We start from the raw sequence: 26,858 nt of genomic DNA, 5'->3' as shown, positions 1-26,858 counted from the left end.
CCTAAAACTAACAAACGCGCACAGAATGATAGACTAATTCGTGTTATTTGTTTAATTATATCAGTGCACTCATGGATTCAGAGCTTAGAGCTTCAAACTACAACAAAGAGTGCGAACCGCATGTGGCGTTAGTGAGGAGACATGTACTGCTAACGTGCAGCAATGCGTCAATTAAACCAACTCAGACGCTGAGTTGATCAGCCAACAAGTTGATTAAAAAATAGGGAAATTTCATGCCTACAGAAAAACCTACAATTATCTACACCATCACTGATGAAGCGCCGGCGCTAGCAACTTATTCATTACTACCAATCATTCAATCATTCACAGCATCGTCTGGCATCAATGTAGATACTCGTGATATTTCACTAGCAGGTCGAATTATCGCTAACTTCCCAGAGCATCTAAAAGAAGAACAGCGCATTGGCGATGCGTTGACTGAGCTTGGTGAACTAGCTCAAACTCCAGAAGCAAATATCATCAAGCTACCTAACATTTCAGCTTCAGTTCCTCAGCTTAAAGCGGCGATTAAAGAGCTTCAGGCGAAAGGTTACGATTTACCAAACTACCCAGAAGAGCCGAGCACGTACGAAGAGAAAGCGATTAAAGCGGCTTACGACAAAATCAAAGGTAGTGCGGTTAACCCAGTACTTCGTGAAGGTAACTCAGACCGTCGTGCTCCGACTTCGGTTAAGAACTACGCGAAGAAAAACCCACACTCAATGGGTGCATGGTCAGCAGAATCTAAGTCTCATGTTGCGAGCATGTCAGACAATGACTTCTTTGGTAGCGAAAAGTCTACAACTATCTCTGGTGCAACAGAGGTCAAAATCGAGTTTGTCGGTAATGATGGTACAGTTAAAGAGCTTAAGTCTGCGTTCCCATTACTAGATAAAGAAGTCATTGATACTTCAGTAATGAAGAAGAAGGCGTTGGTTGAATTTTTCGAGAAAGAGATTGCTGAAGCGAAAGCACAAGACGTGCTGCTGTCTCTTCATATGAAAGCGACGATGATGAAAGTTTCTGACCCTGTCATCTTCGGCCATGCAGTAAAAGTTTACTACAAAGACGTTTTCGATAAGTACGGTAAGCTGTTTGAAGAGCTAGGCGTTGATGTAAACAATGGCATCGGTGATGTTTACTCAAAAATTGAGTCTCTACCTGAAGCGCAAAAAGCAGAAATTGAAGCGGCCATTCAAGCGGTTTACCAAACTCAACCAGAACTTGCGATGGTTGACTCTGATCGTGGTATCACAAACTTACATGTACCAAGTGACATTATTGTAGATGCTTCTATGCCAGCAATGCTTCGCTCTTCGGGTCAAATGTGGGGACCAGATGGTAAACAAAAAGACACCAAAGCGATGATTCCAGATCGTAGCTACGCAGGTATTTACCAAGCGGTTATTGATTTCTGTAAAGAGCACGGCGCATTTGATCCAACCACTATGGGTAGCGTACCTAACGTTGGTCTAATGGCTCAGAAAGCTGAAGAGTATGGTTCTCACGACAAGACATTCATTCTAGACGCTGCGGGTACTGTTCGCGTTGTTGATGCTTCAGGTAACGTACTGTTAGAGCAAGCGGTTGAAGAAGGTGATATCTTCCGTATGTGTCAGGTTAAAGACGCACCAATCCAAGATTGGGTTAAACTAGCAGTGACTCGCGCACGTGCAACAGGTGTTCCAGCTGTATTCTGGCTAGATGAAAACCGCGCGCACGATGCTGAGCTCATCAAGAAAGTAAACGCCTACCTACCAGATCACGATACTGACGGTCTAGAGATTAAGATCCTATCTCCTGTTGAAGCTTGTAAGTACTCACTAGAGCGTATGAAAGCGGGCCTAGATACTATCTCTGTTACAGGTAATGTTCTTCGTGACTACCTAACAGACTTGTTCCCAATTCTAGAGTTAGGTACGTCTGCTAAGATGCTATCTATTGTTCCATTGATGAATGGTGGTGGTCTATTTGAAACAGGCGCTGGTGGTTCTGCTCCTAAGCACGTTCAACAAGTAGAAAAAGAGAATCACCTTCGTTGGGATTCTTTGGGCGAGTTCCTAGCGCTTGCAGCTTCGTTAGAGCATTTAAGTGTAGCGACAAACAATCCTAAGGCTCAGGTTCTAGCAGATACACTAGATAAAGCGACCGGTGAGTTTTTAGACACCAACAAATCTCCGTCACGCAAAGTGGGTGAGCTAGATAACCGTGGAAGCCACTTCTATCTTGCACTTTACTGGGCGAAAGCGCTTTCAGAGCAAACGGATGATGCGGATCTTGCTGCTGAATTTGCACCAATTGCAAAAGCGCTGTCAGAGCAGGAAGAAACGATCGTTGCTGAGCTAAATAATGCGCAAGGCGTGAAAGGTGAGCTAGGAGGTTACTACTTACTAGACGATGCATTGGTTTCTAAATTGATGCGTCCAAGCGAAACCTTTAACGCAATCATTAACAAGTAAGTTAGTGTAAAAACACGTCGTTTTCGGCGTGTTTCCTATCCTGTAAGTGCGCTGTAAGTGTTCCTTTTGTAACACGTGCTCTAAATAGTAAGAAACCCGCTATCTTGGCGGGTTTATTTTTCTCTTCAAAACATCAACGTGGCGTTTCGAGAGCAATATTTTTATATTTCGACAGCGCTCTAATTATTTGGCTTGGCCTTCAAGAGGCACGACGCTACTCGCGTGACAGCCTTTGGGACCTTTTTCAATCTCGTAAGAGACTTGTTGGCCTGCTTTCAGTGTACGATAACCGTCCATCTGGATAGTTGAGTAGTGGGCAAAGATATCTCCCTCTTCTTCATCTGAACAAATAAACCCAAATCCTTTGGCATTGTTAAACCACTTTACTGTACCTGTAGCCATGCTTTACATCCCTCATGCATTTTTTACTGATGTTGTTACTGCAACCAAGTTATACCTTTAACTTGGTACTACCATTGTCAGCGAATGCCAACAAACGTCAAATCAATGATAAGTCACATTCATCAAACCACTTAAAGAAGAGAGGTTTCAAAATGATGATTTATGCATCGACACTTTCCACTGTAGTCAATGAATTTCGACAGTCAATAGCAGTGAGCAACAAACAGAAACATAATTGAAAACAAATCACTTTTGAGATTAACAAATTTGCAAACAGTTTTTCGTATATACGCAGAAGTTTAGTCAATTTGCCTATGAAGTGGCTCATACTGAAAAAGCCATACTGTCCGTGTTGCTTATGGGAGAAGAATCCTCTGACTGAATAAAAAATGAAGTTTTCGTGATAATTACCGTATTCTCAATGAGGAAGTGTGATCCAGATAGAAGATGATGGGGTGGTTTGCAATAGTCCGAGAGCAATAAATAGAAAGTTCTTTTATAAGAAAAAATGTGTAACTTATCGACAAGCATCTTTTATTTGCGCCGTATCAAGACGTGCATTAGTCTCTATATTAGGTAGCAACTTTTATCGATCAAAGATCGAATTCGGTGCCATAACTCACTACACCGCGCTGCATGCTTGTGGTAGATTGTTTTTATAGGTCGAAAACATCAACCCTTTGATACGATATCTTTAGATTGCCATGAGTAAAAATTTTGAATGGGTCACTCCGGACTCTGATCTTCTGGAGCGAGAAAGTACGAAAGTCCAGCCACCTAAGCTGTACAATGTCGTACTCAATAATGATGACTATACACCTATGGATTTCGTCATAGAGGTGCTTGAGCGATTTTTCTCACATGATATTGATAAAGCAACTCAAATCATGCTTCAGGTCCACTATGAAGGAAAGGCAATCTGCGGCACATACAGCGCAGAAATTGCCGAAACAAAAGTAGCGCAAGTTACGATGTACGCAAGGGAAAATGAACATCCGCTACTTTGCACTATGGAGCAAGCGTAAACAAAGAAGACTTGCTCGAACAACCCCAGTTGTTTTTTCGGGAGGTACTTATGCTAAATAAAGAACTAGAGTCAAGCCTTAACGGTGCATTTGCTCGGGCGCGCGACAAACGCCACGAGTTTATGACTGTCGAACACCTCCTACTTGCATTGTTGGAAAATGATGCAGCTAAGGAAGCCCTTCTAGCTTGTAAGGCGGATCTTGACGCTTTACGCAACGAACTCGATATTTTCATCGATCAAACTACGCCTCTTATCCCAGATAGTGATGAGACGCGTGAAACGCAGCCGACTTTGAGTTTTCAACGTGTACTACAACGCGCCGTCTTTCATGTACAGTCGTCTGGTCGTAATGAAGTAACAGGCGCCAACGTGCTTGTTGCTATCTTCAGTGAACAAGAGTCGCATGCCGCTTACTTACTGAAGAAAAATGACATCTCCCGATTAGATATTGTTAACTTCATCTCCCACGGTATTACTAAAGCATCAGGTGCAGGTGAGGATTCATCATCAGACTCGTTTAGCTCAGAAAGTGTTGAAGAGCCTAATTCTGAAGAACGCCTAGAAAGCTTTGCGACGAATCTTAATCAAGTCGCTAAAGATGGAAACATCGACCCACTCATTGGACGTGATAAAGAGTTAGAGCGCACTATTCAGGTACTTTGTCGACGCCGCAAGAATAATCCACTACTAGTGGGTGAGGCAGGGGTTGGTAAAACAGCCATTGCGGAAGGTCTTGCATGGCGAATTGTCGAAGGGCAGGTCCCTGAGGTTATTCAAAACAGCGTGATTTATTCACTAGATATTGGTTCTTTGCTCGCTGGTACCAAATATCGCGGTGATTTTGAAAAGCGCTTCAAGGCGATTTTGAAACAACTTGAAAAAGAAGAAGATGCCATTTTGTTCATCGATGAAATACATACCATCATCGGTGCAGGCGCGGCATCTGGTGGTCAAGTCGATGCAGCAAATCTTATTAAGCCTCTTTTAAGTAGCGGTAAGTTGCGTTGTATTGGTTCGACGACATACCAAGAATACAGCAACATTTTCGAGAAAGAGCGTGCGTTGTCTCGCCGCTTCCAAAAGATAGACGTTGTAGAGCCCTCATTGGATGATACAACTAAAATCTTGATGGGCTTGAAGCCGAAGTACGAAGCTCACCATGAAGTACGTTATACCAATAAAGCACTGCGTGCCGCGGTAGAACTGTCGGCTAAATACATTAATGAACGCCATCTACCAGATAAGGCCATTGATGTCATTGATGAAGCTGGTGCTCGTAGTCGTCTTGCTCCTGCAAGCCGTCGTAAAAAAACGGTCGGAGTGGCTGATATCGAATCAATGGTTGCCAAAATGGCGCGAATTCCAGAGAAGTCGGTTTCTTCTTCAGATAAAGACATTTTGAAAAACTTAGATAGCAAAATGAAGATGTTGGTATTCGGTCAAGATAATGCGATTGATGCATTATCCGAGGCGATCAAGCTGACACGTGCAGGTTTAGGTGTAGACAACAAACCTGTTGGTTCATTCTTGTTTGCAGGCCCAACAGGGGTTGGTAAAACAGAGGTGACGGTGCAGTTATCTAAGCTTCTAGGTATCGAGCTACTTCGTTTTGATATGTCTGAGTATGGTGAGCGTCACTCCGTAAGTCGCTTAATTGGTGCGCCTCCTGGTTATGTCGGTTATGACCAAGGTGGTTTGCTAACCGATGCTGTTATTAAGCACCCACACTCAGTCGTATTACTTGATGAGATTGAAAAAGCGCACCCTGATATCTTTAACCTGTTGTTGCAAGTCATGGATAACGGTACGCTAACGGACAACAATGGTCGCAAAGCAGACTTCCGTAATGTCATTCTTGTTATGACAACTAACGCAGGTGTGGCGGAAACCGAGAAGAAATCAATTGGTTTGATTCAACAAGACAACAGTCACGATGCAATGGCGGAAATTAAGAAGGTGTTTACTCCTGAGTTCCGTAACCGTCTTGATAACATCATCTGGTTTAACAGCCTTGATGAAAGCGTTATCCATCAAGTGGTTGATAAGTTCATTGTTGAACTGCAAGTGCAACTTGATGCGAGAGGAGTTTCAATGGAAGTATCGCAAGACGCTCGCCATTGGTTAGCACATAAAGGTTATGACAAAGCTATGGGGGCTCGCCCAATGGGGCGTGTTATCCAAGAACAGCTTAAGAAGCCTTTGGCTAACGAACTGTTGTTTGGATCTTTAGTTGACGGCGGTACAGTGAAAGTAACGCTGGTCAACGATACGCTTGAGTTTGAATACTTAAGTGAGAAAGAGACAGCGATGCATTAATCGTTAGTCGGTAACAAACGCAAAAGCGCACGAGAAGATCGTGCGCTTTTTTATCTGAACTAAATCGGAAAAAATTGTGCAATAAAAAACGGAGCAGCTTGCTCCGTTTTTTATTGCATCCGAAAATCAGAGATTAACGAGCGCGGAAGACGATGCGGCCTTTTGACAGGTCGTATGGAGTCATCTCTACAGTTACTTTGTCACCCGTTAGGATACGGATGTAGTTCTTACGCATCTTGCCAGAGATGTGAGCAGTCACAACGTGACCGTTTTCAAGTTCAACACGGAACATAGTGTTTGGTAGAGTGTCAAGGACTGTGCCTTGCATCTCGATTACGTCTTCTTTAGCCATTTAATCCTCTTTAGAAATTAGGCAATATTAGCGGGCTATATTCTGCCGCTAAATAGTAATTATGTAAAGTTGAGGCGTATTCTACCCTCGCCAACGCTGATTTACTAGCCTTTGGTGGCGTTGAAAGCGTGTTTTGTAGCTCATTGCTGGGCACTCATCAATCTGATATCCCAAATATAGCCACTGTTGTTTGTTTTCTTGGCAGTATTTAATTTGATAAAGCACCGCTAATGTCCCAAGAGATAACTCGTAGTCAGGGTCAAAGAAAGTATAAAAAGCACTCGAGCATTGTGGCATCAAATCTGTCACTGCAATGGCGAGCAATTGATCTGATTCATCGTAAATGTGTAAAAACGACGTTGTCAGCCAGCTGGTTTGAGCAAATCGAGCAAACTCATCACGCTTTGGTGGGTACATAGTGCCGTTTTTATGCCGTTTGCAGATGTACCGACTGTAAAGCTCAAACCATTCCTCATCCATTTCAGGTTTCATTTCCCAGCGTAAAGACTGTGCTTTATTAAGCAGCCTCTTCTGACTTTTTGATAGTCTAACGTCTGGAATCGAGACTCGAATTGGCTGGCAAGCGGTGCAATGCTCGCAATGCGGTTTATATATGGTATCTCCGCTACGACGAAAACCGTTAGCCATGAGCAACTGGTAATTTTCTTCAGTATGCAGCCTTTCATCAAGCGCCACCGCAACCCGCTCTTGCCGTTCAGGCAAATAACTACAAGGGTGATTATTCGTCAACCCTATTCGAATATGTTGTATATCCGTACTCATACTGAATCCTGCAAAACTTGGGGCTGATAGGCATCAAATAGTGTTTGCTTTTCTCTTAAAGATAGTAGTTTTTGCATAAATTCGTCACGCTCAAGTTCAAATGCGCCAAGTGATGCCAAGTGAGAATTCATAACTTGGCAATCGATTAATTGACCTTGCTTTGACGCCAAATGGTTGCATAAGTACCACAATGCAATTTTGGATGCGTTATCTTTTAGACTAAACATCGACTCTCCGCAAAAAAGTTGGCCCACGCAAATGCCATATAGTCCGCCAATCAGGTTGTTGTCATGCCATACTTCTACAGAGTGACAGTGACCAAGTTTGGCTAACTCAATGTAGGAAGCTTGCATTTCCTCGTTGAGCCATGTTTCCTCTGCAGGGCGTGTTGAAGAACATAGTCTAATCACTTCTTCTGTCGCGAAATTGAGTGTTACTTTATAGTTATGTTTACGCTGAAATTTTTTGAGACTTTTAGATGGCTTAAACTGTAATGGGTCAAACACGGCGCGCGGAGAAGGGCTCCACCATAAAATAGGTTCACCAGGACCATACCAAGGGAAAATGCCTTGATAGTAACCATTGAGGATTCTCATGGGGTTTAAGTCACCACCAAAAGCCAGCAAACCATTGGGGTCGCTGAGTGCTTTATAGGGTGAGGGAAAGTTGAACGTTTCATCGAGTTCAGTTAAATAAATAGCCATAAGAAGTCGTTACCAACATTGGAGTCAGAGGAGTTTATGATGACCTGGTTAAGAAATATCGTAAAAGTATGGCTTGGGATCATACTGTTTTTACCACTTGTCGCCAACGCAGCCTATGAAAGAAATGTTGCCAAGCCAGTTAATGAAGTAGTTTACGGGAAGATTGACTCTGTCCGTTATATTACTCAACAAGAGGTTGTTCAATCGAAAAGTAACGGTTGGAAGACACTACTTGGTGCCACTATCGGTGGTTTAGTCGGTAATCAATTTGGTGGCGGTACGGGAAGAGAAGTCGCGACGGCAGTGGGTGCGCTTGCTGGTGCCGCAGTTGCTCAAAACCAAAGTAATTACCAATACACGGTTGAATATAAGTTAGTTGAGCTACTCATCAAAGTGAAGGGTGATAAGCTAATTAATGTCATCCAAGATGTTGATAAAAATATGTTATTTAGTCGAGGGGATGAAGTTCGTATTTTATATTTTGATGATGGAGTCAGGGTTGATATCACTTATTAACCCTAGGTTGTTTTAGTCTAACGAAGCCTAATCAGGCATGTACAGTCGGGCTGGCTTATAGTCAAATAAAGTCGAAATAGTTTGCTGTTTCGCCGTGCTTCTTTCGCTCTGATTTACATCGCTGGCAATGCCTTTAATTCTGTATCTTTAGGCTACTTGAGGATATTCATAAATTAGCGCCGATTTACTCTGGTTTTGTCGTGTTTTTTTGGGTAGTCTGAATTCACGAAGAATTGTTTAGCCCTCATAAAAATCGTATGTTGAGGGCACAAAGGATTATCAACTTTTAATGGAAAGCCTAACGTTACAACCTATCAATAAAATTCAAGGGGAAGTGAACCTTCCTGGCTCTAAAAGCGTTTCTAATCGAGCTCTTTTACTTGCTGCTCTTGCTAAAGGCAGAACTCGCCTTACTAATCTCCTCGACAGTGATGATATTCGTCATATGCTGAATGCGCTGACTAAACTAGGCGTTCAATACCAACTTTCCGAAGATAAAACAGAATGTCTCGTTGAAGGCCTTGGGCGTCCGTTTTCTGTCTCAGAGCCGGTAGAGTTATTTCTCGGCAATGCTGGCACTGCGATGCGACCATTAGCTGCGGCTCTTTGTCTTGGAGAAGGGGAGTATGTACTGACGGGCGAACCTCGTATGAAAGAGCGTCCAATTGGTCACCTTGTCACGGCACTGAAAGATGCTGGTGCGAACGTTGAGTACATGGAAAACGAGAACTTTCCACCTCTCAAAATAATTGGTACTGGCCTAAAAGCAGGTACAGTTTCTATCGATGGGTCCATTTCAAGTCAGTTCTTGACCGCTTTCTTAATGTCTGCGCCATTGGCTGAAGGTGAAATTCGCATCAACATCGAAGGCGATTTGGTTTCTAAGCCTTATATCGATATCACCCTGCATATTATGAAGCAGTTTGGGGTCGATGTGATCAACAACGACTATCAAGAGTTTGTGATTCCAGCCGGTCAGCAATACATCGCTCCAGGTGATTTCTTGGTTGAAGGTGACGCGTCTTCTGCTTCTTACTTCTTGGCGGCGGCAGCCATCAAAGGAGGAGAAGTTAAAGTAACGGGTATCGGTAAAAACAGCATTCAAGGTGATATTCAATTTGCTGATGCGCTTGAAAAAATGGGTGCAGAAATTGAATGGGGTGATGACTACGTAATTTCACGTGTTGGTCAATTAAAAGGCATTGATATGGATTACAACCATATCCCTGATGCTGCAATGACCATCGCGACAACAGCGTTATTTGCCGAAGGCACTACCGCTATTCGTAACGTTTATAACTGGCGTGTAAAAGAAACAGACCGTTTGTCAGCTATGGCGACTGAGTTACGTAAAGTTGGTGCGGAAGTGGAAGAAGGGGAAGACTACATCATCGTCAAACCTGTTTCTCAGTTAAAGCATGCAGCGATTGATACTTACGATGATCATCGTATGGCGATGTGTTTTTCGCTGGTGGCACTTAGTGATACGCCTGTGACGATTAACGATCCAAAGTGTACGTCGAAAACGTTCCCTGACTACTTCGACAAACTTAAGGCTTTAAGTTGCTAAATATTCTGACCTAAAACAGGAAAGCCAGAGTGAATAACACTCTGGCTTTTTTGTTTCCCAATACTATTTAACCAGCGTAAATTCCTTAGAAAGGTGATGCGCTAAGTATTTGAACATATTGAATACTGCAGTCGTATTTGAAGTTGGTAAACCTTTGTCATCAAGGAAGTATTCACCTTTAAAAACTAAAACACCTTCTTTTTCTTCTACGCTTGTTGCTCGCATCCCCTCGATGTAATCATCGTGCTCTTGGATGATTTGGTTAGCGATCAAAAGAAGGTCGAACTCTTCGATAAACGTTCTATCAGACATATTCTTTCTACCATCCTATTCAGTTAAGAACGCTGAGTATACCTACAACTAAAATGGGTTTGCATGATTAATTCAGTCAATCGTTCAGTAAGACTAAACAGATCAATATTTAGAGTATAAGCATGATGCGGAGGAAGATGGCAGAGCATTGAACCAAACTATTTTGTGATGGGTAACAAAATTTATTGCATTGGATTAGCGGATGCTAAGTTTGCCTGTTTAGATATGCCGCTCAATACCTTTCAGAACCCTGTCTCTTTGAAGTATAAAGACGATGAATTGTCAACCAATCGGATCTGAATTTCAAAAAAGCAGTTGATCTTCTTTTCATCTCGCACAATAGTAAAAAAGAAGCAATGAAATAGAACATTATGCGGGTGGCCTTTAAACAAGGTTTCTACCCGCATTATTATGAAGGACGTTAGAGTCAGTTATGGGTAAATCACTCGTTATAGTGGAGTCACCAGCCAAGGCAAAGACGATAAATAAGTACCTTGGTAAAGACTTTATTGTTAAGTCTAGTGTTGGTCATGTGCGTGATCTGCCTACGGCCGGTCAAAGCACTGGTGAGAAAAAAGCCGCAGCCATCTCAACTAAAGGGATGAGTCCGGAAGAGAAAGCGCGCGTTAAAAAAGAGAAAGACCGCAAAGCGTTGATCAAAAAGATGGGGATTAACCCATATCATGACTGGGAAGCGAATTACCAAATCCTTCCAGGCAAAGAAAAAGTTGTCAACGAACTACAAAAACTCGCCAAAGACGCAGATTGCGTTTATCTCGCAACCGATTTGGACCGCGAAGGAGAAGCAATCGCATGGCACCTTCGTGAGATCATCGGTGGCGATGAAGAGCGATACAAACGTGTAGTTTTTAACGAAATTACGAAAAACGCGATCCAACAAGCTTTCCAGACACCTGGCGAGCTGAACATGGATGGTGTAAATGCCCAACAAGCACGTCGCTTCATGGACCGTGTCGTTGGTTTTATGGTTTCACCTTTACTTTGGAAAAAAGTGGCTCGTGGTTTATCTGCTGGTCGCGTGCAGTCTGTTGCGGTGAAACTGTTAGTTGAGCGCGAGCGTGAGATTAACGCGTTTGTACCAGAAGAATTCTGGGACATTCATGCGAATACGAAAACGAAAGACAAAGCGGACTTTAAACTGCTTGTTGCTCAGAAAGACGGTTCTGCGTTTAAGCCAGTTAATGAGGCAGAAACCAAAGCAGCGATGTCTGTACTTGAGAATGCAAGTTACGAAGTATGTAAGCGTGAAGACCGCCCTACAAAGAGCAAGCCCTCAGCACCTTACATCACCTCTACGCTTCAACAGGCAGCAAGTACACGTCTGGGCTACGGCGTGAAAAAGACCATGATGCTAGCTCAGCGCCTCTATGAGGCCGGTTACATCACTTATATGCGTACTGACTCGACTAACCTAAGTGCCGAGGCTGTGGACGCTGTACGTGACTTTATTGGTTCTGAGTTTGGTGATAAGTACCTACCAGCGAAACCATTGACGTACGGTAGCAAAGAAGGAGCACAGGAAGCGCACGAAGCGATCCGTCCTTCAAATGTGGGTGTTAAGGCGGAAGACCTGCAAGGTGTCGATGCTGATGCGCACAAACTTTACGCTTTGATTTGGAATCAGTTTGTAGCGTGTCAAATGACGCCAGCAGAATACGATTCAACAACCATTAGCGTAAAAGCGGCAGAATACACGCTTAAAGCGAAAGGCCGTATCCTTAAATTTGACGGCTGGACTCGTGTACAGCGTCCAATGGGCAAAAACGAGGATACAATCCTTCCAGCGGTACAACTTGGCGATAAGCTAAGCTTAGAGTCACTTGACCCTAAACAGCACTTTACAAAGCCACCTGCGCGCTACACTGAAGCAGCACTGGTTAAAGAGCTGGAGAAACGAGGCATTGGTCGTCCGTCGACTTACGCATCGATCATTTCTACGATTCAAGATCGTGGCTACGTGAAAGTTGATCAGCGCCGTTTCTACGCTGAAAAAATGGGTGAAATTGTTACTGACCGCCTTGATGACAGCTTTAACGATTTGATGAACTACGACTTTACTGCGCGTATGGAACAGAAATTGGACCAAATCGCTGAAGGTGAAGTGAACTGGAAAGCTGTGTTAGACAACTTCTTTGCTGATTTTACTGGCGATCTTGAAAAAGCGGAGCTAGATGAGTCAGAAGGCGGTATGAAGTTAAATCACATCGTCATGACGGATATCGAGTGTCCGACGTGTAGCCGTCCAATGGGCATCCGTACTGCTTCGACAGGTGTGTTCTTAGGCTGTTCAGGTTACGCGTTACCACCAAAAGAGCGTTGTAAGACAACCATCAACTTGGGTGACGAAGAAGGTATTATTAACGTTCTAGAAGAAGACGTTGAAACCGCAGCTCTGCGCGCTAAAAAGCGTTGTCCGATCTGTGAAACAGCGATGGACGCATACCTGATTGATGACAAGCGTAAGATGCATGTTTGTGGTAATAACCCGAATTGTGAAGGCTACCTTGTTGAATACGGCGAGTTCAAAGTAAAAGGCTACGATGGTCCAGTTGTTGAATGTGACAAATGTGGCTCTGATATGGTGCTTAAGAACGGTCGCTTTGGTAAATACATGGATTGTACGAGCGAAACGTGTAAGAACACTCGTAAGATCTTGAAGAATGGCGAAGTCGCGCCCCCGAAAGAAGATCCTGTTCATTTCCCCGAGTTGCCATGTGAAAACTCAGATGCGTATTTCGTACTTCGTGATGGTGCTTCAGGTCTATTTATGGCGGCAAGCAACTTCCCGAAATCGCGCGAGACACGTGCTCCTTTGGTTGCTGAACTGGCACGTTTTGAAGAGCGTTTACCTGAGAAGTTCAAATACCTAGCGACCGCACCGCAAGAAGATCCTGATGGTCGTCCTGCAGTCGTACGCTTTAGTCGCAAAACAAAAGAGAACTACGTTCGTTCGGAAGAGAATGGCAAACCATCTGGTTGGACAGCGCTCTTTGTTGACGGTAAGTGGGAAGTCACTGATAAGCGTAAAAAAGCGAAAGCATAAAAACGTACGATCTAAGTAATGTAAAAAGGCAGCGATATCGCTGCCTTTTTTGCGTTTTGTTTTTGCGTAAAGGCCACTGTGTTGTTCGTATAGATCTTTGCTGCTTTGACTGAGTTTTGCTGACGCAAGAAGATCCCTGCATCAATATTTCGTAGTCGCTGATGTATTTTTTATGTAAAAAATATTCGTTGTAACTTTCATTTTGCATTCACATATTTGTTATACATTGGGCTAAAAAATCGGCGGTGTAGTGAATCCGTTCGTAAATTGTTTTCACAATGTAATCGTTTGCTTTTCCATGTGTGATCTAGATATCGTCTTGAGTACGCAAGAGCTGTATGGTACACAGAATGGCGTATTAAAAATTGTAATTTAGAACCCGCTTAGATAATTTATTACAAAAATTAGTGCAACTGTGTGCATTGTTTGCGTCAAAAAATAAGGAAAGAGTGGACGTTGCATACTGGAAGTGCCGTAGCTTTTTTATCCGTGTTGTAAGAGTTCACAGAAACTCAGAGACGGTTGCTAAATGTATTCGCTTGACTCCCCGAGTGTGACTCATTCAAGCGAGTACCAAATCCAAGCTATAACGATATGGAGAACAACAAATGGCTGGTGTTTTGGGAATGATTCTTGCTGGCGGTGAAGGCTCTCGTTTGAGACCTTTAACGGAATCTCGCAGTAAACCTTCGGTACCGTTTGGTGGTAGTTATCGATTGATCGATTTTGCTCTAAACAATTTTGTTAATGCGGATCTGATGCGCATTTACGTCCTAACCCAATTTAAATCTCAATCTTTATTCCATCACTTAAAAAAGGGGTGGAACATCAACGGCATTACAGACCGCTTTATCGATCCTATTCCCGCTCAAATGCGTACTGGTAAACGTTGGTACGAAGGGACGGCGGACGCGATCTATCAAAACCTGCGTTTTATGGAATTAGAGGAACCAGAGCAAGTTTGTATTTTTGGCTCTGACCATATCTATAAGATGGATATCAAACAAATGCTGAACTTCCACTCAGAAAAGAAGGCTTCTCTGACGGTATCTGCATTGCGCATGCCACTAAAAGAGGCGTCGCAATTTGGGGTTATCGAAGTGGATAGTGAAGGTCGTATGATTGGCTTTGAAGAAAAACCAGCAAATCCGAAGTCGATTCCTGGGGACCCTGATTACGCTTTAGTTTCAATGGGTAACTATGTTTTTGAAGCTCAGGTATTGTTCTCAGAGTTGGTCGAAGATGCGGATAATGAAGCTTCATCACATGATTTTGGAAAGGACATCATTCCAAAGATGTTCCCTAGAGGTGATGTGTTCGTGTATGACTTCAGTACCAACAAAATCAGTGGCGAAAAAGAAGAGGTGTACTGGCGTGATGTCGGAACTATTGATGCGTACTGGCAAGCGCATATGGATCTGCTAGAAAAAGATGCTCCATTTTCGCTGTACAACCGTAAATGGCCATTGCACACCTACTACCCACCATTGCCACCTGCGACATTTACCGACTCTGATAATGGTCGTGTGCAGATAATCGATAGTTTAGTGTGTAATGGCAGCTATGTTAGAGGCTCAAGAATCGAAAAGTCGGTGCTTGGTTTTCGCAGTAATATTGCTTCTGCTTGCGATATCAGCGAATGTATACTTCTTGGTGACGTAAAAATTGGCGAAGGCTGTGTTTTACGTCGTGTGATTGTCGACAAGGATGCCGATATTGCTCCTGGTGCTCAGATTGGTGTGAATCTTCAAGAAGATAAAAAACACTTCCACGTGTCTGAGGAGGGCATTGTTGTTATTCCGAAAGGAGCTCGAGTTGGCTACTAACAACTTATCTATTCTGTTTGTAGCTTCTGAGGTTGAAGGCCTCATTAAAAGTGGTGGCTTGGCAGATGTTGCCAAGGCACTACCGGAAGCCCTTCAAAACCTACAGCAAGACGTAAGAATTACCATCCCTGCGTACAGTAGTATTGATAAACTCGCAGACGCAGAAGTTGTATTAGAAACAGAATTAACATCATGGCCGCATACGGAGTATCGAGTTTTGCGGCTCATGTTAGGTCAAAATCCTGTTTACCTGATTGATTGTCCGCCGTATTTCAATCGACCATCAATGTATGCGGAGAACAACCAAGCGTATACTGATAACGGCGAGCGCTTTGCGTTTTTTAGTGCAGCATGTCTCGATATGTTACCCAAGCTCGCCTTTCAACCTAATATCATACACGCGAACGATTGGCACACAGGTCTTGTTCCATTTTTGCTCAAGCACAGGTATGGCAATGATCCGTTTTTTGCTCATACTAAAAGCGTCATTTCAATTCACAATGCGGTCTTTAAAGGCGTATTTAGTTATGAAGACGTGCAGTGTTTGCCAGAGTTTCATTGTAGAAACGTTCCCGATGCTGCGGTGAGTGCAACGCATATTACGATGCTTAAAGCTGGTGTAATGAATGCAGATAAGATAAACGCGGTTAGCCCTACGTACGCAGAGGAACTAAAAACAGAGCTTGGCAGTCACGGCATGGCTTGGGAGTTTCAGCAACGCGCGCAGGACTTAGTCGGCATCTTGAATGGTTGTGATTACAGTGCTTGGAATCCGGAAACTGATACCTACTTGCCGGTTAATTACTGCGCCGACCAGCAAAGTATGTCGCAAGGGAAGAAAGCTTGTAAAAAAGCATTACAACAACGACTAAATTTGCCCGAAAAAAATGTAGCTATGTTCGGTATGGTTTGTCGGTTGACCCAGCAGAAAGGCGTTCATTACTTGTTGCCTGCTTTGGCCGATTTTTTAAAGCACGATGTTCAGCTAGTTGTCGTTGGGACCGGAGACCCTGTTCTTGCCGCTCAGTTACGAGAGGTTGCCGCGCAGTTTTCTAGCAAATTTGCCTTTGTAGAAGCGTATGACAATGAACTTGCGCATATCGTTGAAGCTGGTTCTGATTTCTTCTTGATGCCTTCTGAGTTTGAACCATGTGGCTTAAACCAAATCTATAGTATGGCTTATGGGACATTACCGATAGTACGCGGTGTTGGTGGCTTAAAGGACAGCGTTAGCGATTATGATGTAAACCCATCTGAAGCAACGGGGTTTGTTTTTTTCGAACCGACACCGCAGGCATTGTTGTTAACGATGCTAAGGGCACTGTTGCTCTACGCTCAAAACGAGCCTGAAGTGAATAAAGTACAGTTGCACGCGATGCAACAAGACTTTTGTTGGCAAAAGGCCGCAGAATCTTATTTGCAGCTTTACCACTCAGCGTTAGTTTGACTTAAAATTGTAACGAAAGGCACCGAATGAGGTGCCTTTATTATCTTGAGTAAGGGGAGTGTGGTAGGATGGCTTTTTACTCAATAGCACGATCTTTTTGATACTCAATATGACCCAGCCGCTACTTTTTCATAAAACCTATTTGCACCCTACTAGTAATGAGTGGGTTGTATTTGTGCACGGTGCTGGTGGTAGCTCTTCTATCTGGTTCAAGCAAATTAAAGCTTACAAGCAACACTTTAACTTATTGCTGATCGATTTAAGAGGTCATGGAAAGTCAAATCAGTTACTTAAAGAGCTCATTGCTAGCCGTTATACCTTTACGGAAGTTACCCAAGATATTTTGAAAGTATTGGACCATTTAAAGATCCAATCCGCTCATTTTGTCGGTATGTCGCTTGGTACTATTATTGTTCGAAACCTTGCTGAATTGTCATCAGAGCGCGTACGTTCGATGGTGCTCGGCGGTGCTGTCACAAGGCTTAACACTCGTTCTCAGATATTGGTGAAATTAGGTAATTTTTGTAAGCATATCCTACCGTACATGTGGCTCTACAAACTGTTCGCTTATATTGTTATGCCTCAAAGAAGCCAACGAGAATCTCGCCACCTTTTTATTCGCGAAGCCAAGAAGCTTTGCCAAAAAGAATTTAAACGTTGGTTTATTCTTGCCGCTGATGTAAATCCGTTAATGAAATATTTTAAAGATCGAGAGTTACCCATTCCGACTCTTTACTTAATGGGCGACAGGGATTACATGTTTATTAAACCTGTCAAAGAAATGGTTGCAGCACATAAGCTCAGCATTCTACGAGAAATCCCGAATTGTGGTCATGTATGCAATGTAGAGCGTCCAGAAGACTTCAATCAACACTCCATCGAGTTTATTAAACAGCAAGCTGTATGTGCTTAAAACTGAGTGCATCCACTGAATAGGAGAGCCGCTATAGCTCTCCTAGTTGATATCCACATTGCCAACATGCACCAAATTGCCCTTCGTTTATTTCATGACATTTTGGGCATTGCCAATCTTGATACTCATGCCTATCGGGTTGTTTTCGATATGCTTTTACTATTTCTTCAGCTTTCATCTTTTGTGCAGTGTCAAAAAGCCACACATAAGGATCGGTATCATCACCAAACGGCAGTTCTCCTTTTAAGCCGAAAATACCTTCTCCACGAACTTCACAGTAAATTTGTTCCACTTTAAGCAGCTCACATACAATGTGTGCTTCTGCTGGGTTTTTAGCGATAAATATTTTCATCAAAATACCCACTTCACCAATTACGAGTTTTGCTGACTTGGTGTCGGCCTTACTTTATTCATAACCCATTTAGTGATGATTGGAAATAGTCCCAATAGCGCAAAAGACGCTAATACTGCGGGTGAAACAATGCCCGATAGGCTTTCAATTGTTGCTAATTGAGTACCTGCATTCAGATATACGGCTGTGCCTGGCAGCATACCTATTTGGCTAGTGAGATAAAATCTACCTACAGACATCGGCGTTAAGCCCATCAGTAAGTTGATTAGAAAGAAAGGGAATACAGGGATTAGACGCAAGGAAAATAGATAAAAAGCTCCGTCTTTTTCGACACCTTGATTAATTGCGTTGAGTTTATTTCCGAATTTGTTTTGTACCCAGTCACGCAATAAGTATCGGCTGCTCAAGAAGGCCAGTGTTGCCCCCATAGTGCTAGCGAAAGAAACCAGTAGCAAGCTTGTCCAAAAACCAAATAAGGCTGCACCAAGTAAGGTGACTACTGCCGCTCCTGGGATAGAAAAAGCGGTAATTGCAATGTAGGTAAAAAAGTAAATCGCAGCCGAGAATACAAAATTCTGATCGATGTATGTAGTTAGTGCTTCTTGTTGGGCTTTTGCATTCTCTAAGGTTAAATACTGGCCAAAGTTAATACCTAAAAAGACGATAGCCGCTAGTAGGATGAGACCTAAAATCAGTTTCTTATTCATAATTTTGATTCCAATTTGGGATATATGTAATAAGACAGTAGGAAAACCGAAAAAATTTCACAAAAAAACCGCAGATTAGACTGCGGTTTTACAAGATAGCTTTTAGGCCGACTTTTATTGGAGGCCGTTCATCAACTCATCTCGGCGAGCTTGAGGTACCACACTCCAATGAGTGCCGTTGATAGCACCTTCTAGTGCCCATAGCAACTCAATGTTGACGGTTGCAGAGTGCGTATCTCTTATCGCTTTATAGGCGTTAAGCGCACCTTCCTCTTCAAGCTTCTCTACGGATTCGATGCCGGCTTTTTTTAGCATGCGCTCGGTAGCCAGTCGTAAGTTAGGCAAATCTTTCAAACGGTTAGGCTTTGTACTTGCTTGCTGTTCTTTCTCAAGCTTTGCCTTTTTCAATGATTGATTCGCTACTTCGATTAAGCGTTCGCTTGATTCCCATAAATCGCTGGAAATAGCGTAGTACTTTGTAACGACTGGAAAGCCACGTTTTTTATAAACGTAAGGCTTTAGCCCTTGTTTCTCGAAGTCAGATGAAGTTTTTTGGTCTGCTCTGATATGAAGCTGATTATTTACCACTAGTGCAAACATTGTTTCATCAGCGAATAGTCCGAAGCCACCAAACATTGAGCGCGACTTGATATTACCAAGTGCCTCAAATAGCTTCATAGAGTCTTTGAGTATCGGTTTATCCATGTTTTGTTATCTCGGTGTAATTAATATTACGCCACCAAAAGTCAGGTCCGAGAGAGTAGCAAACATGCGTAAAAACAATGTCATTACAGAGTAAAGTCATTGCTTACACACTTGCCATCGGTAACCCCGCTACCTTCCATATCGCAATATGGTTCAGGCCGGAGGCTTTGCGTCCCACTCTTTCGAATGGTTTGCCCTGTGCGTGACACAATGAGCATACTTCTTATATTGAATTAACATCACGGTTTAGCGTTAAAAGTGTGATTTTGGTTCAATAAAAATGATAGATTGAATGCTCTATTTTGCATATGGAAAGGTGCAAATTGGCCTTTGAAAAGGAGTTCTTAATATATATTACATTTATATAAAACAGGGAGTTAACGTTAGTCAATTGTTATTAGAGCGGTGTGAAGTATTAGAGAATGCTTAATTTTCCCCAAAAAATAAGCGCCCCTGTAGAGCGCTTATTTAACACGGTTAAATACAGTGAAATTTAGTTCATTTTTTTCACAGTATTTCGAATTACAAGCTCAGGTTGCATTTCGAAAATTCGTTTTTCGTGTTCTTTATCTTTGATACGCTCAAGTAGAATTTCGAATGCATTTTTACCAACACGACGTTTAGGTTGGTGGATAGTCGTTAGCGGTGGAGAGAAGTATTCCGCAAGCTCGATGTTGTCGTAGCCGATCACTGAAATATCTTCAGGAATTTTGATCCCGTTTTGTTGCAAGCGGCTCATTAGGCCTAGAGCCATTGTGTCGTTAAAACAGAATACCGCCGTCGGGCGCTTGTCCATTGCGGTAATTTTATCTGCAACTAATACGGCCGTATCACATTCAAAGTTACCTTCAAGGATCCAGTCTTCATTTACAGCTAGGTTCGCTTCGCTCATTGCGCGACGGAAACCTGCAATGCGCTCTTGGCAAGCAAGCTTTTCAAAATGACCGCTTAGACAAGCGATATCCGTATGACCATTGTCAATCAGATGTTTGGTTGCAATGTAGCCACCTTCTTCTGAGTTATCCATGATCTTGTCTGCTTGTGAGCTCTCTGGGCCCCAATCCATGACCACTTTAGGAATGTCCGCATGACGGTCAAGCATCTCTTTTAGTTCTTCGGTTAAGTCAGAACACATCACAAGGATGCCATCAACGCGCTTTTCAGCCAGCATACGAATGTAATCGCGTTGTTTTTCGTAAATCCCGCCTGTGTTACATAAAATCAGAGTATAGCCTTGGCGGTAACAGTAGCTCTCAACGCCATCAATCACTTCTGAGAAAAATAGGTTAGTTGATTGAGTTACTAACATGCCAATCGTACGAGTTGAGTTGCATTTTAGGCTGCGTGCAACGGCACTTGGCGCGTAATTCAGCTCGTCAACGGCTTTCATTACTTTTTCTTGCGTTGCTTCTGCAACGAAACGCGTTTTATTGATAACGTGCGAAACTGTCGTAGTGGAAACGCCGGCTAAGCGAGCAACGTCTTTTATCGTGGCCATAAATGGTGTCCTGTATCGAGCTACTGAAATATGTCGTATTGGATGTACCTGATGCTCTAGTGGTTTCACACCTAGCAATCTAAAATTGGCGCTAAGTGTCTCGGCAGCGGTTGATCCAAGTGCGACAAAAGGGTGCGTAGCAGCATCGGTCGATGAATTTTATCTTTTTTCTATCTGATGAGAAATTGCCATCAACCTGTTAAGAAAACACAAAAACCGCTATATTTCAGCGGTTTACATATAAATCATATTTAATCGTTTGCGCTCACATTTTAGCCCTATGTGGACTGACTAGCAATGTTTTCAGCAAGAGATTTGTGTATTTGAAGTCACATTTTGACTGCTAAATAACCAAGCGTCTTTGCGCTAAGTTAAGGCAAACGAATATTATACCCAAGTTACTTACAATTGGTCACTTTCAGGCATACAGGAAGCCCGATAGGCAGGCTCCCTAAAAATAGGCGGCAATTATTCACCAAGAAGGTAGGCGCTGTCTAGTTTACAAAATGCAACTAATAGTTTCGCGACACTCGAGTAAAATCCAAATTCGTCGAATTTTTTACATTTGTCTGAAAACTGAGGTAACCAAGACATCAATTGTTGCTGGATAAAGTCGTTTTGTTTAACGAAGGCTTCTTCCATGTGTTTTTCTTGTTCAAGCTCGTTTGAGCGGATAATCATGTTCCCGAGAAAGTCGAGCTCAACGGCTAAGTGATCCGCAGGTTCCTTTAGGTTTTCGTCTACTTGAACGCCAAATTCAGCCATCAACTTTTCCATTTCCTCAGCTGGCTTGTCATTCAGTAAACCTGATTCACCAATGTACATGGATGCGTAAGGAAGAGCGCCGTATTTTTCTGTCTTCAAAAACAGTTCACAAAAGTCAGCTGCAAGCTCTAGTTGTGCATCTTCACGATCTTGTAACCGATTCAATGCATCAACTAGGCTATCAACAGCTGGTTTCAGCGACTCATTTTCACCTAAACCTGCGAGAAAACTGCGAATTTCAACACTGTGATAGGCTTCCAATTCTTTCTCTGTTAGTTCTTTTGCGAACAAGCTCGAAAACCACCAGTAAATTTCAGCGCGTTTTTCATTAAAAGCTTTCACTTCTTGCATTTTGGGCTCCTGAATGATGCTTCAAGTCATGCATCACAAAGTCAATTAGGGATATCCCCTAAGTGTAATCAATTAAAATGAATAGCAGTAACTATAATTGTTATGTTTTATGGTCAAAAATGACCGTTTATTAATAGCAATGGGCAAGCTTGTTTTGAATCAATAAAAACGCTAAATCTTGCGTTTTAATGTATCTATGACTAGAAATGTTACTAGTTATGAATAGAATACGTCTTGGATAATAAGAAGACAGAAAAGTGGTGTAAATGAGCTATCACGTATTAGTCGTAGAAGATGATGTTGTAACTCGTAGTAAGCTTGCGGGGTATTTCCAAAATGAGGGCTACCAAGTCAGCGAAGCAGAGAGTGGCGCAGAAATGCGTGAAGTTTTGCAAGCGGGCGATGTAGACCTGATCATGCTGGATATTAACCTGCCTGGTGAAGACGGCCTGATGCTTACTCGTGAGTTACGTAGCCAATCGGATATTGGTATCATATTAGTAACAGGACGCACGGATAGCATTGATAAAATCGTAGGCCTAGAAATGGGTGCTGACGATTATGTGACAAAACCTTTTGAACTGAGAGAGCTGTTAGTTCGCGTTAAAAACTTGCTGTGGCGTATTTCAGCAGCGCGCAGTGGCAGCTCGAAAGCGAATGAAACCAGTGAAGAGCACATTGTGCGCTTTGGGGAGTGGACATTCGACATTCAACGTCGCGCACTTAGCCGCAACGGTGAGCCAGTAAAACTAACTAAAGCAGAGTATGAACTTTTGGTGGCATTATCGTCTTACCCTAACCAGGTGTTAAGTCGTGAGCGTATTTTGAACATGATCAGCCATCGAGTGGATGCGCCGAATGACCGCACCATTGATGTTCTTATTCGACGTATGCGCGCAAAAATGGAGTTCGATCCTAAGAACCCACAGATTTTTGTAACGGTACACGGCGAGGGCTATATGTTTGCTGGTGACTAGTTTGAACATAACTCAATCGTAAAAAGAAAAAGGAGAGCTTCGGCTCTCCTTTTTTGTGGCTTCAAGATAATACTAGTTTGCTTCAACCATTGGTGTTTGGCCGACAGTATCACGCAACCTTTGCCAAATACTGCCCAAGTACTCATGCCAATAAAGCTCTGTTTGTTCTAAGTAACGCGCTTTAGGTGAGTATTTATCCCAAGGTTGACTTATCTCGCTAATAGCTAAGAAGTTGGTCGGGGCTGGGATTGGTTTAATGCCTGCTGCGTTGAACTCATACAATGCACGGCTCATGTGACTCGCAGAAGTGACTAACACAATTTCCTTTTGTTGAACGAATGCAGCCGCTTGACGCGCCTCTTCCCACGTATCTTTCGCATCTTCTAATAAAATGATATCGGATTTCGCGACTCCCAACGCAAGGGCAACGTTCGCCATCATTCGCGCGTGGCTAATTTCAGATCCGCCAGCATAGCCGGATAAGATTAATTTCGCGCCTGGATACATTCTTAAAATACGAATGCCCTCAGTTAAGCGCATTAATGCTGCACGGCTTAACTGCGAGGTGGGTGGAATTTCGTCATCGATAACATGACCATTCCCTAAAACCATCACGTAGTCGATGGTGCCAGAAACTGGCAAAAAGGCTTTATGCTCTCGCTCTAACGGCATAAGAAGCTTGGTTGAAACAGGTTGGAAGGCAACAAGAAAAATGCCAACAAAAGAGAATAGAACAACGAAGCAGCCAGTTTTACGTTTTGTAGTAAAACTAATGAGAGCAAGACCCAACAAGCCTATCAGCAGCAATGCCGGAAGGGGCATAAGCATGGCTGACACTACTTTTTTCAGCTCAAACATACATAAATAGTCCGAAAAAACATCAATTGATAATAAAAATGAGGGTATCCCTCTTTATTCCTGCTTTCCTTGTGCCAGAATAGCGGCACAATCCGTTATGATAACTCAGCAGAAGTGACAGAAGACCGCAATTTCGACGATATCGCCCACAAATTTGCAAAAAATATTTACGGCTCCGATAAAGGGGAGATCCGCCAAATCATTGTGTGGGAAGATTTTCTACAGATTCTAAGTGAATTAGATGCTGACCAGCAACCCCTAGAAGTGTTAGACGCTGGTGGTGGTTTGGCACAAATGTCGCAAAAGCTTGCTAAGCTCGGACATCGAATCGCTTTATGTGATCTATCTTCGGAAATGCTGCAGTTGGCTAAGCAGGATATTGAAAAAAACGGTTTGCTTGAGCAGTATCGCCTGATTCATTCGCCTGTCCAATCCATCGGTGAACATATGGATGGACAGGTCGATCTGGTTATGTTCCACGCTGTGATGGAGTGGCTGGTTGATCCTAAGGCCGCACTTGAAACAGTTCTTGAACAAGTAAAACCGGGAGGTATCGCATCAGTCATGTTCTACAACCACCACGGTTTAGTCTATAAAAACGTGGTTTGTGGCAACATTCCTCATATATTAGACGGCATGCCTCACCGAAAAAGATTTAAACTACAGCCGCAAAAAGGCTTAAAACCTGAAGAAGTCTACCAGTGGATAGAAAATTCAGGTTTTAATATTTGTGGCAAATCTGGTATTCGCTCATTTAGTGATTACATAGGCAATATGGAATACATGGGTGATTACGAGTTTGAAGATGTGTTGGCGCTAGAAAAACAACTTTGTCGACAAGAGCCATACCTCTCATTAGGCCGCTACATTCATGTGTGGGCTAAAAAGAACGATAAACAGGAATAACAATGAGTGAGATGACTCTCAATGCTGCAGAGCAACCAATCGATGAGCTGGTTGGCTGGGTTAAGCAGCACGATTTCTCGTTGAACCTGACCACAGAGCGATTGGCATTTTTGATAGCCATTGCCGTACTGAGTAATGAAAGGTTCGATGAAGAACTGGGTGAAGGTGAACTGCATGATGCATTTGCCATCGTCACTCGACTATTTGATGAGACCGGCGAAGCCTCCGCTTTTCGTGCGAACAATGCGATCAACGAGATGGTTAAGCAGCGTCTTATGAGCCGTTTTGTCAGTGAGATTACTGACGGAGCGAGCATTTACCGCTTGTCGCCATTAGCGATAGGAATAACCGACTACTACGTGCGTCATCGTGAGTTCTCAAAACTGCGTCTATCTATCCAGCTATCCATGGTAGCGGATGAAATGGCGAAAGCGATTGAGGCAGCACAAAAAGGTGGCACACCGGGTCACTGGAAGAAAAACGTATACGGTGTTTTAAAATATTCTGTAGGCGAAATTTTCGATCAAATTGACCTCAACCAACGTGTTATGGATGAGCAGCAACAGTCAGTGAAACAACAGATTGCTGACCTGCTTAACAAAGACTGGCGTGAAGCGATCAACAACTGTGAAGCACTTCTGTCAGAAACATCAAGCACGTTGCGTGAACTTCAAGATACGCTGCAAGCCGCCAGTGATGAACTGCAAACTCAGATCCTCGATATTCAAGAAATTGTTTACGGTGACCCTGAGCTGGAGTTTATCGAAGAAGCCTTGTTTGGTCTGCAAATGAAGCTGGACCGAATCACAAGCTGGGGCCAGCAAGCTATCGACCTTTGGATTGGTTACGACCGACACGTGCACAAGTTTATCCGTACTGCAATCGATATGGATAAGAATCGTGCGTTTAGCTCGCGTCTGCGTCAATCTGTCAAAGATTACTTCGATGCGCCTTGGTATCTGACTTATGCAGATGCGGAGAGGCTTTCCGACCTTCGTGATGAGGCCCTAGTACTGCGTGATGACGAGGTCACGGGGCAAGTTCCGATGGAAGTAGAATACGAAGAGTTTCAACAAGTCAATGATGAGTTGTCTGAACGAATTGGTGACATGCTAAAAGCGCATAAAGATCAAGGCACACCAATCGATTTGAGTGTGGTACTGCGAGATTACCTTGCACAGCACCCTTATACTCATCATTTTGATTTAGCTCGCATTATCGTCGATCAAGCTGTACGTCTAGGGTATTCAGAATCGGATTACCAAGCGATTCAACCAGACTGGAAAGCAATCAACGAATTTGGGGCAAAGGTACAAGCGAATGTCATCGACCGATACTAATGAATACATGTCAGAGAATCTGGCAAAAGCAATTTCTAACCCTCTGTTCCCAGCGCTAGACAGCATGCTTCGAGCAGGGCGTCATATCTCAAGTGAAGATCTAGACAACCACGCGTTGCTGTCGGATTTCGAACTTGAGCTTTCTTCTTTCTACCAACGCTACAACACCGAATTGGTGAAAGCGCCAGAAGGTTTCTTCTATCTTCGTCCTCGTTCAACGTCTCTGATTGGCCGTAGTGTTCTTTCTGAACTGGATATGCTGGTGGGTAAGGTACTGTGTTTCCTTTATCTAAGCCCAGAGCGTCTTGCGCACGAAGGCATCTTCACTAACCAAGAGCTGTACGACGAACTGCTTGCTCTAGCAGATGAAAACAAGCTGATGAAGCTAGTGACGAACCGTGCGACTGGTTCCGACCTTGATAAAGAAAAGCTGTTTGAAAAAGTACGTACGTCACTTCGTCGTCTACGCCGTCTAGGCATGATCATCAACATCGGTGAAACCGGTAAATTCAGCATCAGTGAAGCGGTATTCCGCTTTGGTGCCGATGTACGTATTGGCGATGACATGCGTGAAGCGCAGCTGCGTCTGATCCGTGATGGTGAAGCAGTAGTGCACACCAAAGAGCCAAGCCAAGGCAGCTTATTGTCTGAAGAAGATCAAGACGACCAAGCCCAAGAAGAAACAACAGAAGAGGGTGAAGCATGAGC

Annotated in this window: 24 protein-coding genes and 1 riboswitch; of the genes, 13 read left to right on the top strand and 11 right to left on the bottom strand. The window is 43.2% G+C overall.

Going from position 1 to position 26,858, the window contains the following annotated elements; genetic code table 11:
• Positions 1–233 precede the first annotated feature (233 nt).
• Positions 234–2,459 (top strand): NADP-dependent isocitrate dehydrogenase, encoded by a 2,226-nt coding sequence (locus KJB35_RS08100; RefSeq protein ID WP_005378404.1) that lies wholly within the window; start codon positions 234–236, stop codon positions 2,457–2,459.
• Positions 2,460–2,642: 183 nt separating this feature from the next.
• On the opposite strand, the gene cspD is transcribed toward KJB35_RS08100, so the two are convergent.
• Positions 2,643–2,861 carry a cold shock domain-containing protein CspD gene (cspD, locus tag KJB35_RS08095; protein ID WP_005378407.1) on the bottom strand — a complete coding sequence of 73 codons (219 nt, stop codon included), beginning with the start codon at positions 2,859–2,861 and terminating at the stop codon, positions 2,643–2,645.
• 704 nt (positions 2,862–3,565) lie between these two features.
• On the opposite strand from cspD, the gene clpS reads away from it, so the two are divergent.
• Both clpS and clpA read left to right on the top strand, forming a co-directional pair.
• Entirely contained in the window at positions 3,566–3,886 is a 321-nt protein-coding gene (gene clpS, locus KJB35_RS08090; RefSeq protein ID WP_005378419.1) for an ATP-dependent Clp protease adapter ClpS, read from the top strand.
• Positions 3,887–3,936: 50 nt separating this feature from the next.
• Positions 3,937–6,204 carry an ATP-dependent Clp protease ATP-binding subunit ClpA gene (gene clpA / locus KJB35_RS08085; protein WP_005387879.1) on the top strand — a complete coding sequence of 756 codons (2,268 nt, stop codon included), beginning with the start codon at positions 3,937–3,939 and terminating at the stop codon, positions 6,202–6,204.
• A gap of 133 nt (positions 6,205–6,337) precedes the next feature.
• On the opposite strand, the gene infA is transcribed toward clpA, so the two are convergent.
• From infA to aat, 3 genes are all read right to left on the bottom strand, one after another.
• Complete coding sequence (infA, locus tag KJB35_RS08080) at positions 6,338–6,556, bottom strand: translation initiation factor IF-1 (RefSeq protein WP_001040192.1); 219 nt, start codon at positions 6,554–6,556, stop codon at positions 6,338–6,340.
• A gap of 81 nt (positions 6,557–6,637) precedes the next feature.
• Entirely contained in the window at positions 6,638–7,339 is a 702-nt protein-coding gene (locus tag KJB35_RS08075) for an arginyltransferase (RefSeq protein ID WP_005378346.1), read from the bottom strand.
• Positions 7,336–8,043, bottom strand: a complete 708-nt coding sequence (gene aat, locus KJB35_RS08070; protein ID WP_005387881.1) for a leucyl/phenylalanyl-tRNA--protein transferase — start codon at positions 8,041–8,043, stop codon at positions 7,336–7,338. The genes KJB35_RS08075 and aat overlap by 4 nt, the downstream gene beginning before the upstream one ends.
• Before the next feature lie 39 nt (positions 8,044–8,082).
• Between aat and KJB35_RS08065 the strand changes: the two genes are divergently transcribed.
• Both KJB35_RS08065 and aroA read left to right on the top strand, forming a co-directional pair.
• Entirely contained in the window at positions 8,083–8,559 is a 477-nt protein-coding gene (locus KJB35_RS08065) for a glycine zipper 2TM domain-containing protein (protein WP_005378348.1), read from the top strand.
• Between the two features lie 289 nt (positions 8,560–8,848).
• Positions 8,849–10,129 carry a 3-phosphoshikimate 1-carboxyvinyltransferase gene (gene aroA / locus KJB35_RS08060; protein ID WP_005387883.1) on the top strand — a complete coding sequence of 427 codons (1,281 nt, stop codon included), beginning with the start codon at positions 8,849–8,851 and terminating at the stop codon, positions 10,127–10,129.
• A gap of 63 nt (positions 10,130–10,192) precedes the next feature.
• On the opposite strand, the gene KJB35_RS08055 is transcribed toward aroA, so the two are convergent.
• On the bottom strand, positions 10,193–10,441 hold the full coding sequence (locus KJB35_RS08055) for a YciN family protein (protein ID WP_005387884.1): 249 nt from the start codon (positions 10,439–10,441) through the stop codon (positions 10,193–10,195).
• Positions 10,442–10,874: 433 nt separating this feature from the next.
• Here KJB35_RS08055 and topA point away from each other — a divergent pair, with 433 nt between their 5' ends.
• From topA to KJB35_RS08035, 4 genes are all read left to right on the top strand, one after another.
• Positions 10,875–13,505 carry a type I DNA topoisomerase gene (gene topA / locus KJB35_RS08050; RefSeq protein WP_005378351.1) on the top strand — a complete coding sequence of 877 codons (2,631 nt, stop codon included), beginning with the start codon at positions 10,875–10,877 and terminating at the stop codon, positions 13,503–13,505.
• Between the two features lie 608 nt (positions 13,506–14,113).
• Complete coding sequence (gene glgC, locus KJB35_RS08045) at positions 14,114–15,331, top strand: glucose-1-phosphate adenylyltransferase (protein WP_151514648.1); 1,218 nt, start codon at positions 14,114–14,116, stop codon at positions 15,329–15,331.
• Positions 15,321–16,778 carry a glycogen synthase GlgA gene (gene glgA / locus KJB35_RS08040; protein WP_017820031.1) on the top strand — a complete coding sequence of 486 codons (1,458 nt, stop codon included), beginning with the start codon at positions 15,321–15,323 and terminating at the stop codon, positions 16,776–16,778. The genes glgC and glgA overlap by 11 nt, the downstream gene beginning before the upstream one ends.
• Positions 16,779–16,887: 109 nt before the next feature.
• On the top strand, positions 16,888–17,691 hold the full coding sequence (locus KJB35_RS08035) for an alpha/beta fold hydrolase (protein WP_017820032.1): 804 nt from the start codon (positions 16,888–16,890) through the stop codon (positions 17,689–17,691).
• A 31-nt stretch (positions 17,692–17,722) separates the two neighbouring features.
• Here KJB35_RS08035 and KJB35_RS08030 read toward each other — a convergent pair whose 3' ends face one another.
• The 5 genes from KJB35_RS08030 to torD all read right to left on the bottom strand — a co-directional run bounded on the left by KJB35_RS08030 (position 17,723) and on the right by torD (position 22,069).
• Positions 17,723–18,043 carry a DUF2007 domain-containing protein gene (locus KJB35_RS08030; protein WP_213907798.1) on the bottom strand — a complete coding sequence of 107 codons (321 nt, stop codon included), beginning with the start codon at positions 18,041–18,043 and terminating at the stop codon, positions 17,723–17,725.
• A 20-nt stretch (positions 18,044–18,063) separates the two neighbouring features.
• The gene (locus KJB35_RS08025; protein ID WP_005378366.1) at positions 18,064–18,750 is read right to left on the bottom strand and encodes a TVP38/TMEM64 family protein; all 687 of its coding nucleotides are present in this window, start codon (positions 18,748–18,750) and stop codon (positions 18,064–18,066) included.
• Positions 18,751–18,864: 114 nt separating this feature from the next.
• A complete protein-coding gene (locus KJB35_RS08020; RefSeq protein ID WP_005378367.1) occupies positions 18,865–19,455 on the bottom strand; it encodes a TfoX/Sxy family DNA transformation protein in 591 nt (196 codons plus the stop codon).
• 116 nt (positions 19,456–19,571) lie between these two features.
• Positions 19,572–19,661, bottom strand: a riboswitch (cyclic di-GMP riboswitch).
• Between the two features lie 287 nt (positions 19,662–19,948).
• Entirely contained in the window at positions 19,949–20,953 is a 1,005-nt protein-coding gene (gene purR, locus KJB35_RS08015; protein WP_005378368.1) for an HTH-type transcriptional repressor PurR, read from the bottom strand.
• A 468-nt stretch (positions 20,954–21,421) separates the two neighbouring features.
• Positions 21,422–22,069: a molecular chaperone TorD gene (gene torD, locus KJB35_RS08010; protein WP_005378369.1), complete on the bottom strand. Its 648-nt coding sequence runs from the start codon at positions 22,067–22,069 to the stop codon at positions 21,422–21,424.
• 266 nt (positions 22,070–22,335) lie between these two features.
• Between torD and torR the strand changes: the two genes are divergently transcribed.
• Complete coding sequence (torR, locus tag KJB35_RS08005; RefSeq protein ID WP_005378370.1) at positions 22,336–23,046, top strand: two-component system response regulator TorR; 711 nt, start codon at positions 22,336–22,338, stop codon at positions 23,044–23,046.
• A gap of 72 nt (positions 23,047–23,118) precedes the next feature.
• Here torR and elyC read toward each other — a convergent pair whose 3' ends face one another.
• The gene (gene elyC, locus KJB35_RS08000; RefSeq protein ID WP_005387893.1) at positions 23,119–23,904 is read right to left on the bottom strand and encodes an envelope biogenesis factor ElyC; all 786 of its coding nucleotides are present in this window, start codon (positions 23,902–23,904) and stop codon (positions 23,119–23,121) included.
• Between the two features lie 114 nt (positions 23,905–24,018).
• On the opposite strand from elyC, the gene cmoM reads away from it, so the two are divergent.
• Genes cmoM through mukE form a run of 3 tightly spaced genes read left to right on the top strand, consistent with a single transcriptional unit; the run spans position 24,019 to position 26,856 of the window.
• On the top strand, positions 24,019–24,810 hold the full coding sequence (gene cmoM / locus KJB35_RS07995) for a tRNA uridine 5-oxyacetic acid(34) methyltransferase CmoM (protein WP_025766915.1): 792 nt from the start codon (positions 24,019–24,021) through the stop codon (positions 24,808–24,810).
• A 2-nt stretch (positions 24,811–24,812) separates the two neighbouring features.
• Positions 24,813–26,150 (top strand): chromosome partition protein MukF, encoded by a 1,338-nt coding sequence (gene mukF, locus KJB35_RS07990; protein WP_017634722.1) that lies wholly within the window; start codon positions 24,813–24,815, stop codon positions 26,148–26,150.
• Positions 26,131–26,856: a chromosome partition protein MukE gene (gene mukE / locus KJB35_RS07985; protein ID WP_005378379.1), complete on the top strand. Its 726-nt coding sequence runs from the start codon at positions 26,131–26,133 to the stop codon at positions 26,854–26,856. Before mukF ends, mukE begins: the two co-directional genes overlap by 20 nt.
• Positions 26,857–26,858: the final 2 nt, after the last annotated feature.

Origin of the sequence: Vibrio sp. D431a, from assembly GCF_030248655.1 — a bacterium.
In the GTDB taxonomy this organism is placed as follows: domain Bacteria; phylum Pseudomonadota; class Gammaproteobacteria; order Enterobacterales; family Vibrionaceae; genus Vibrio; species Vibrio alginolyticus.
The sequence above is the reverse complement of the archived record's forward strand: the minus strand, read 5'-3'. Positions and strand labels throughout refer to the sequence as shown.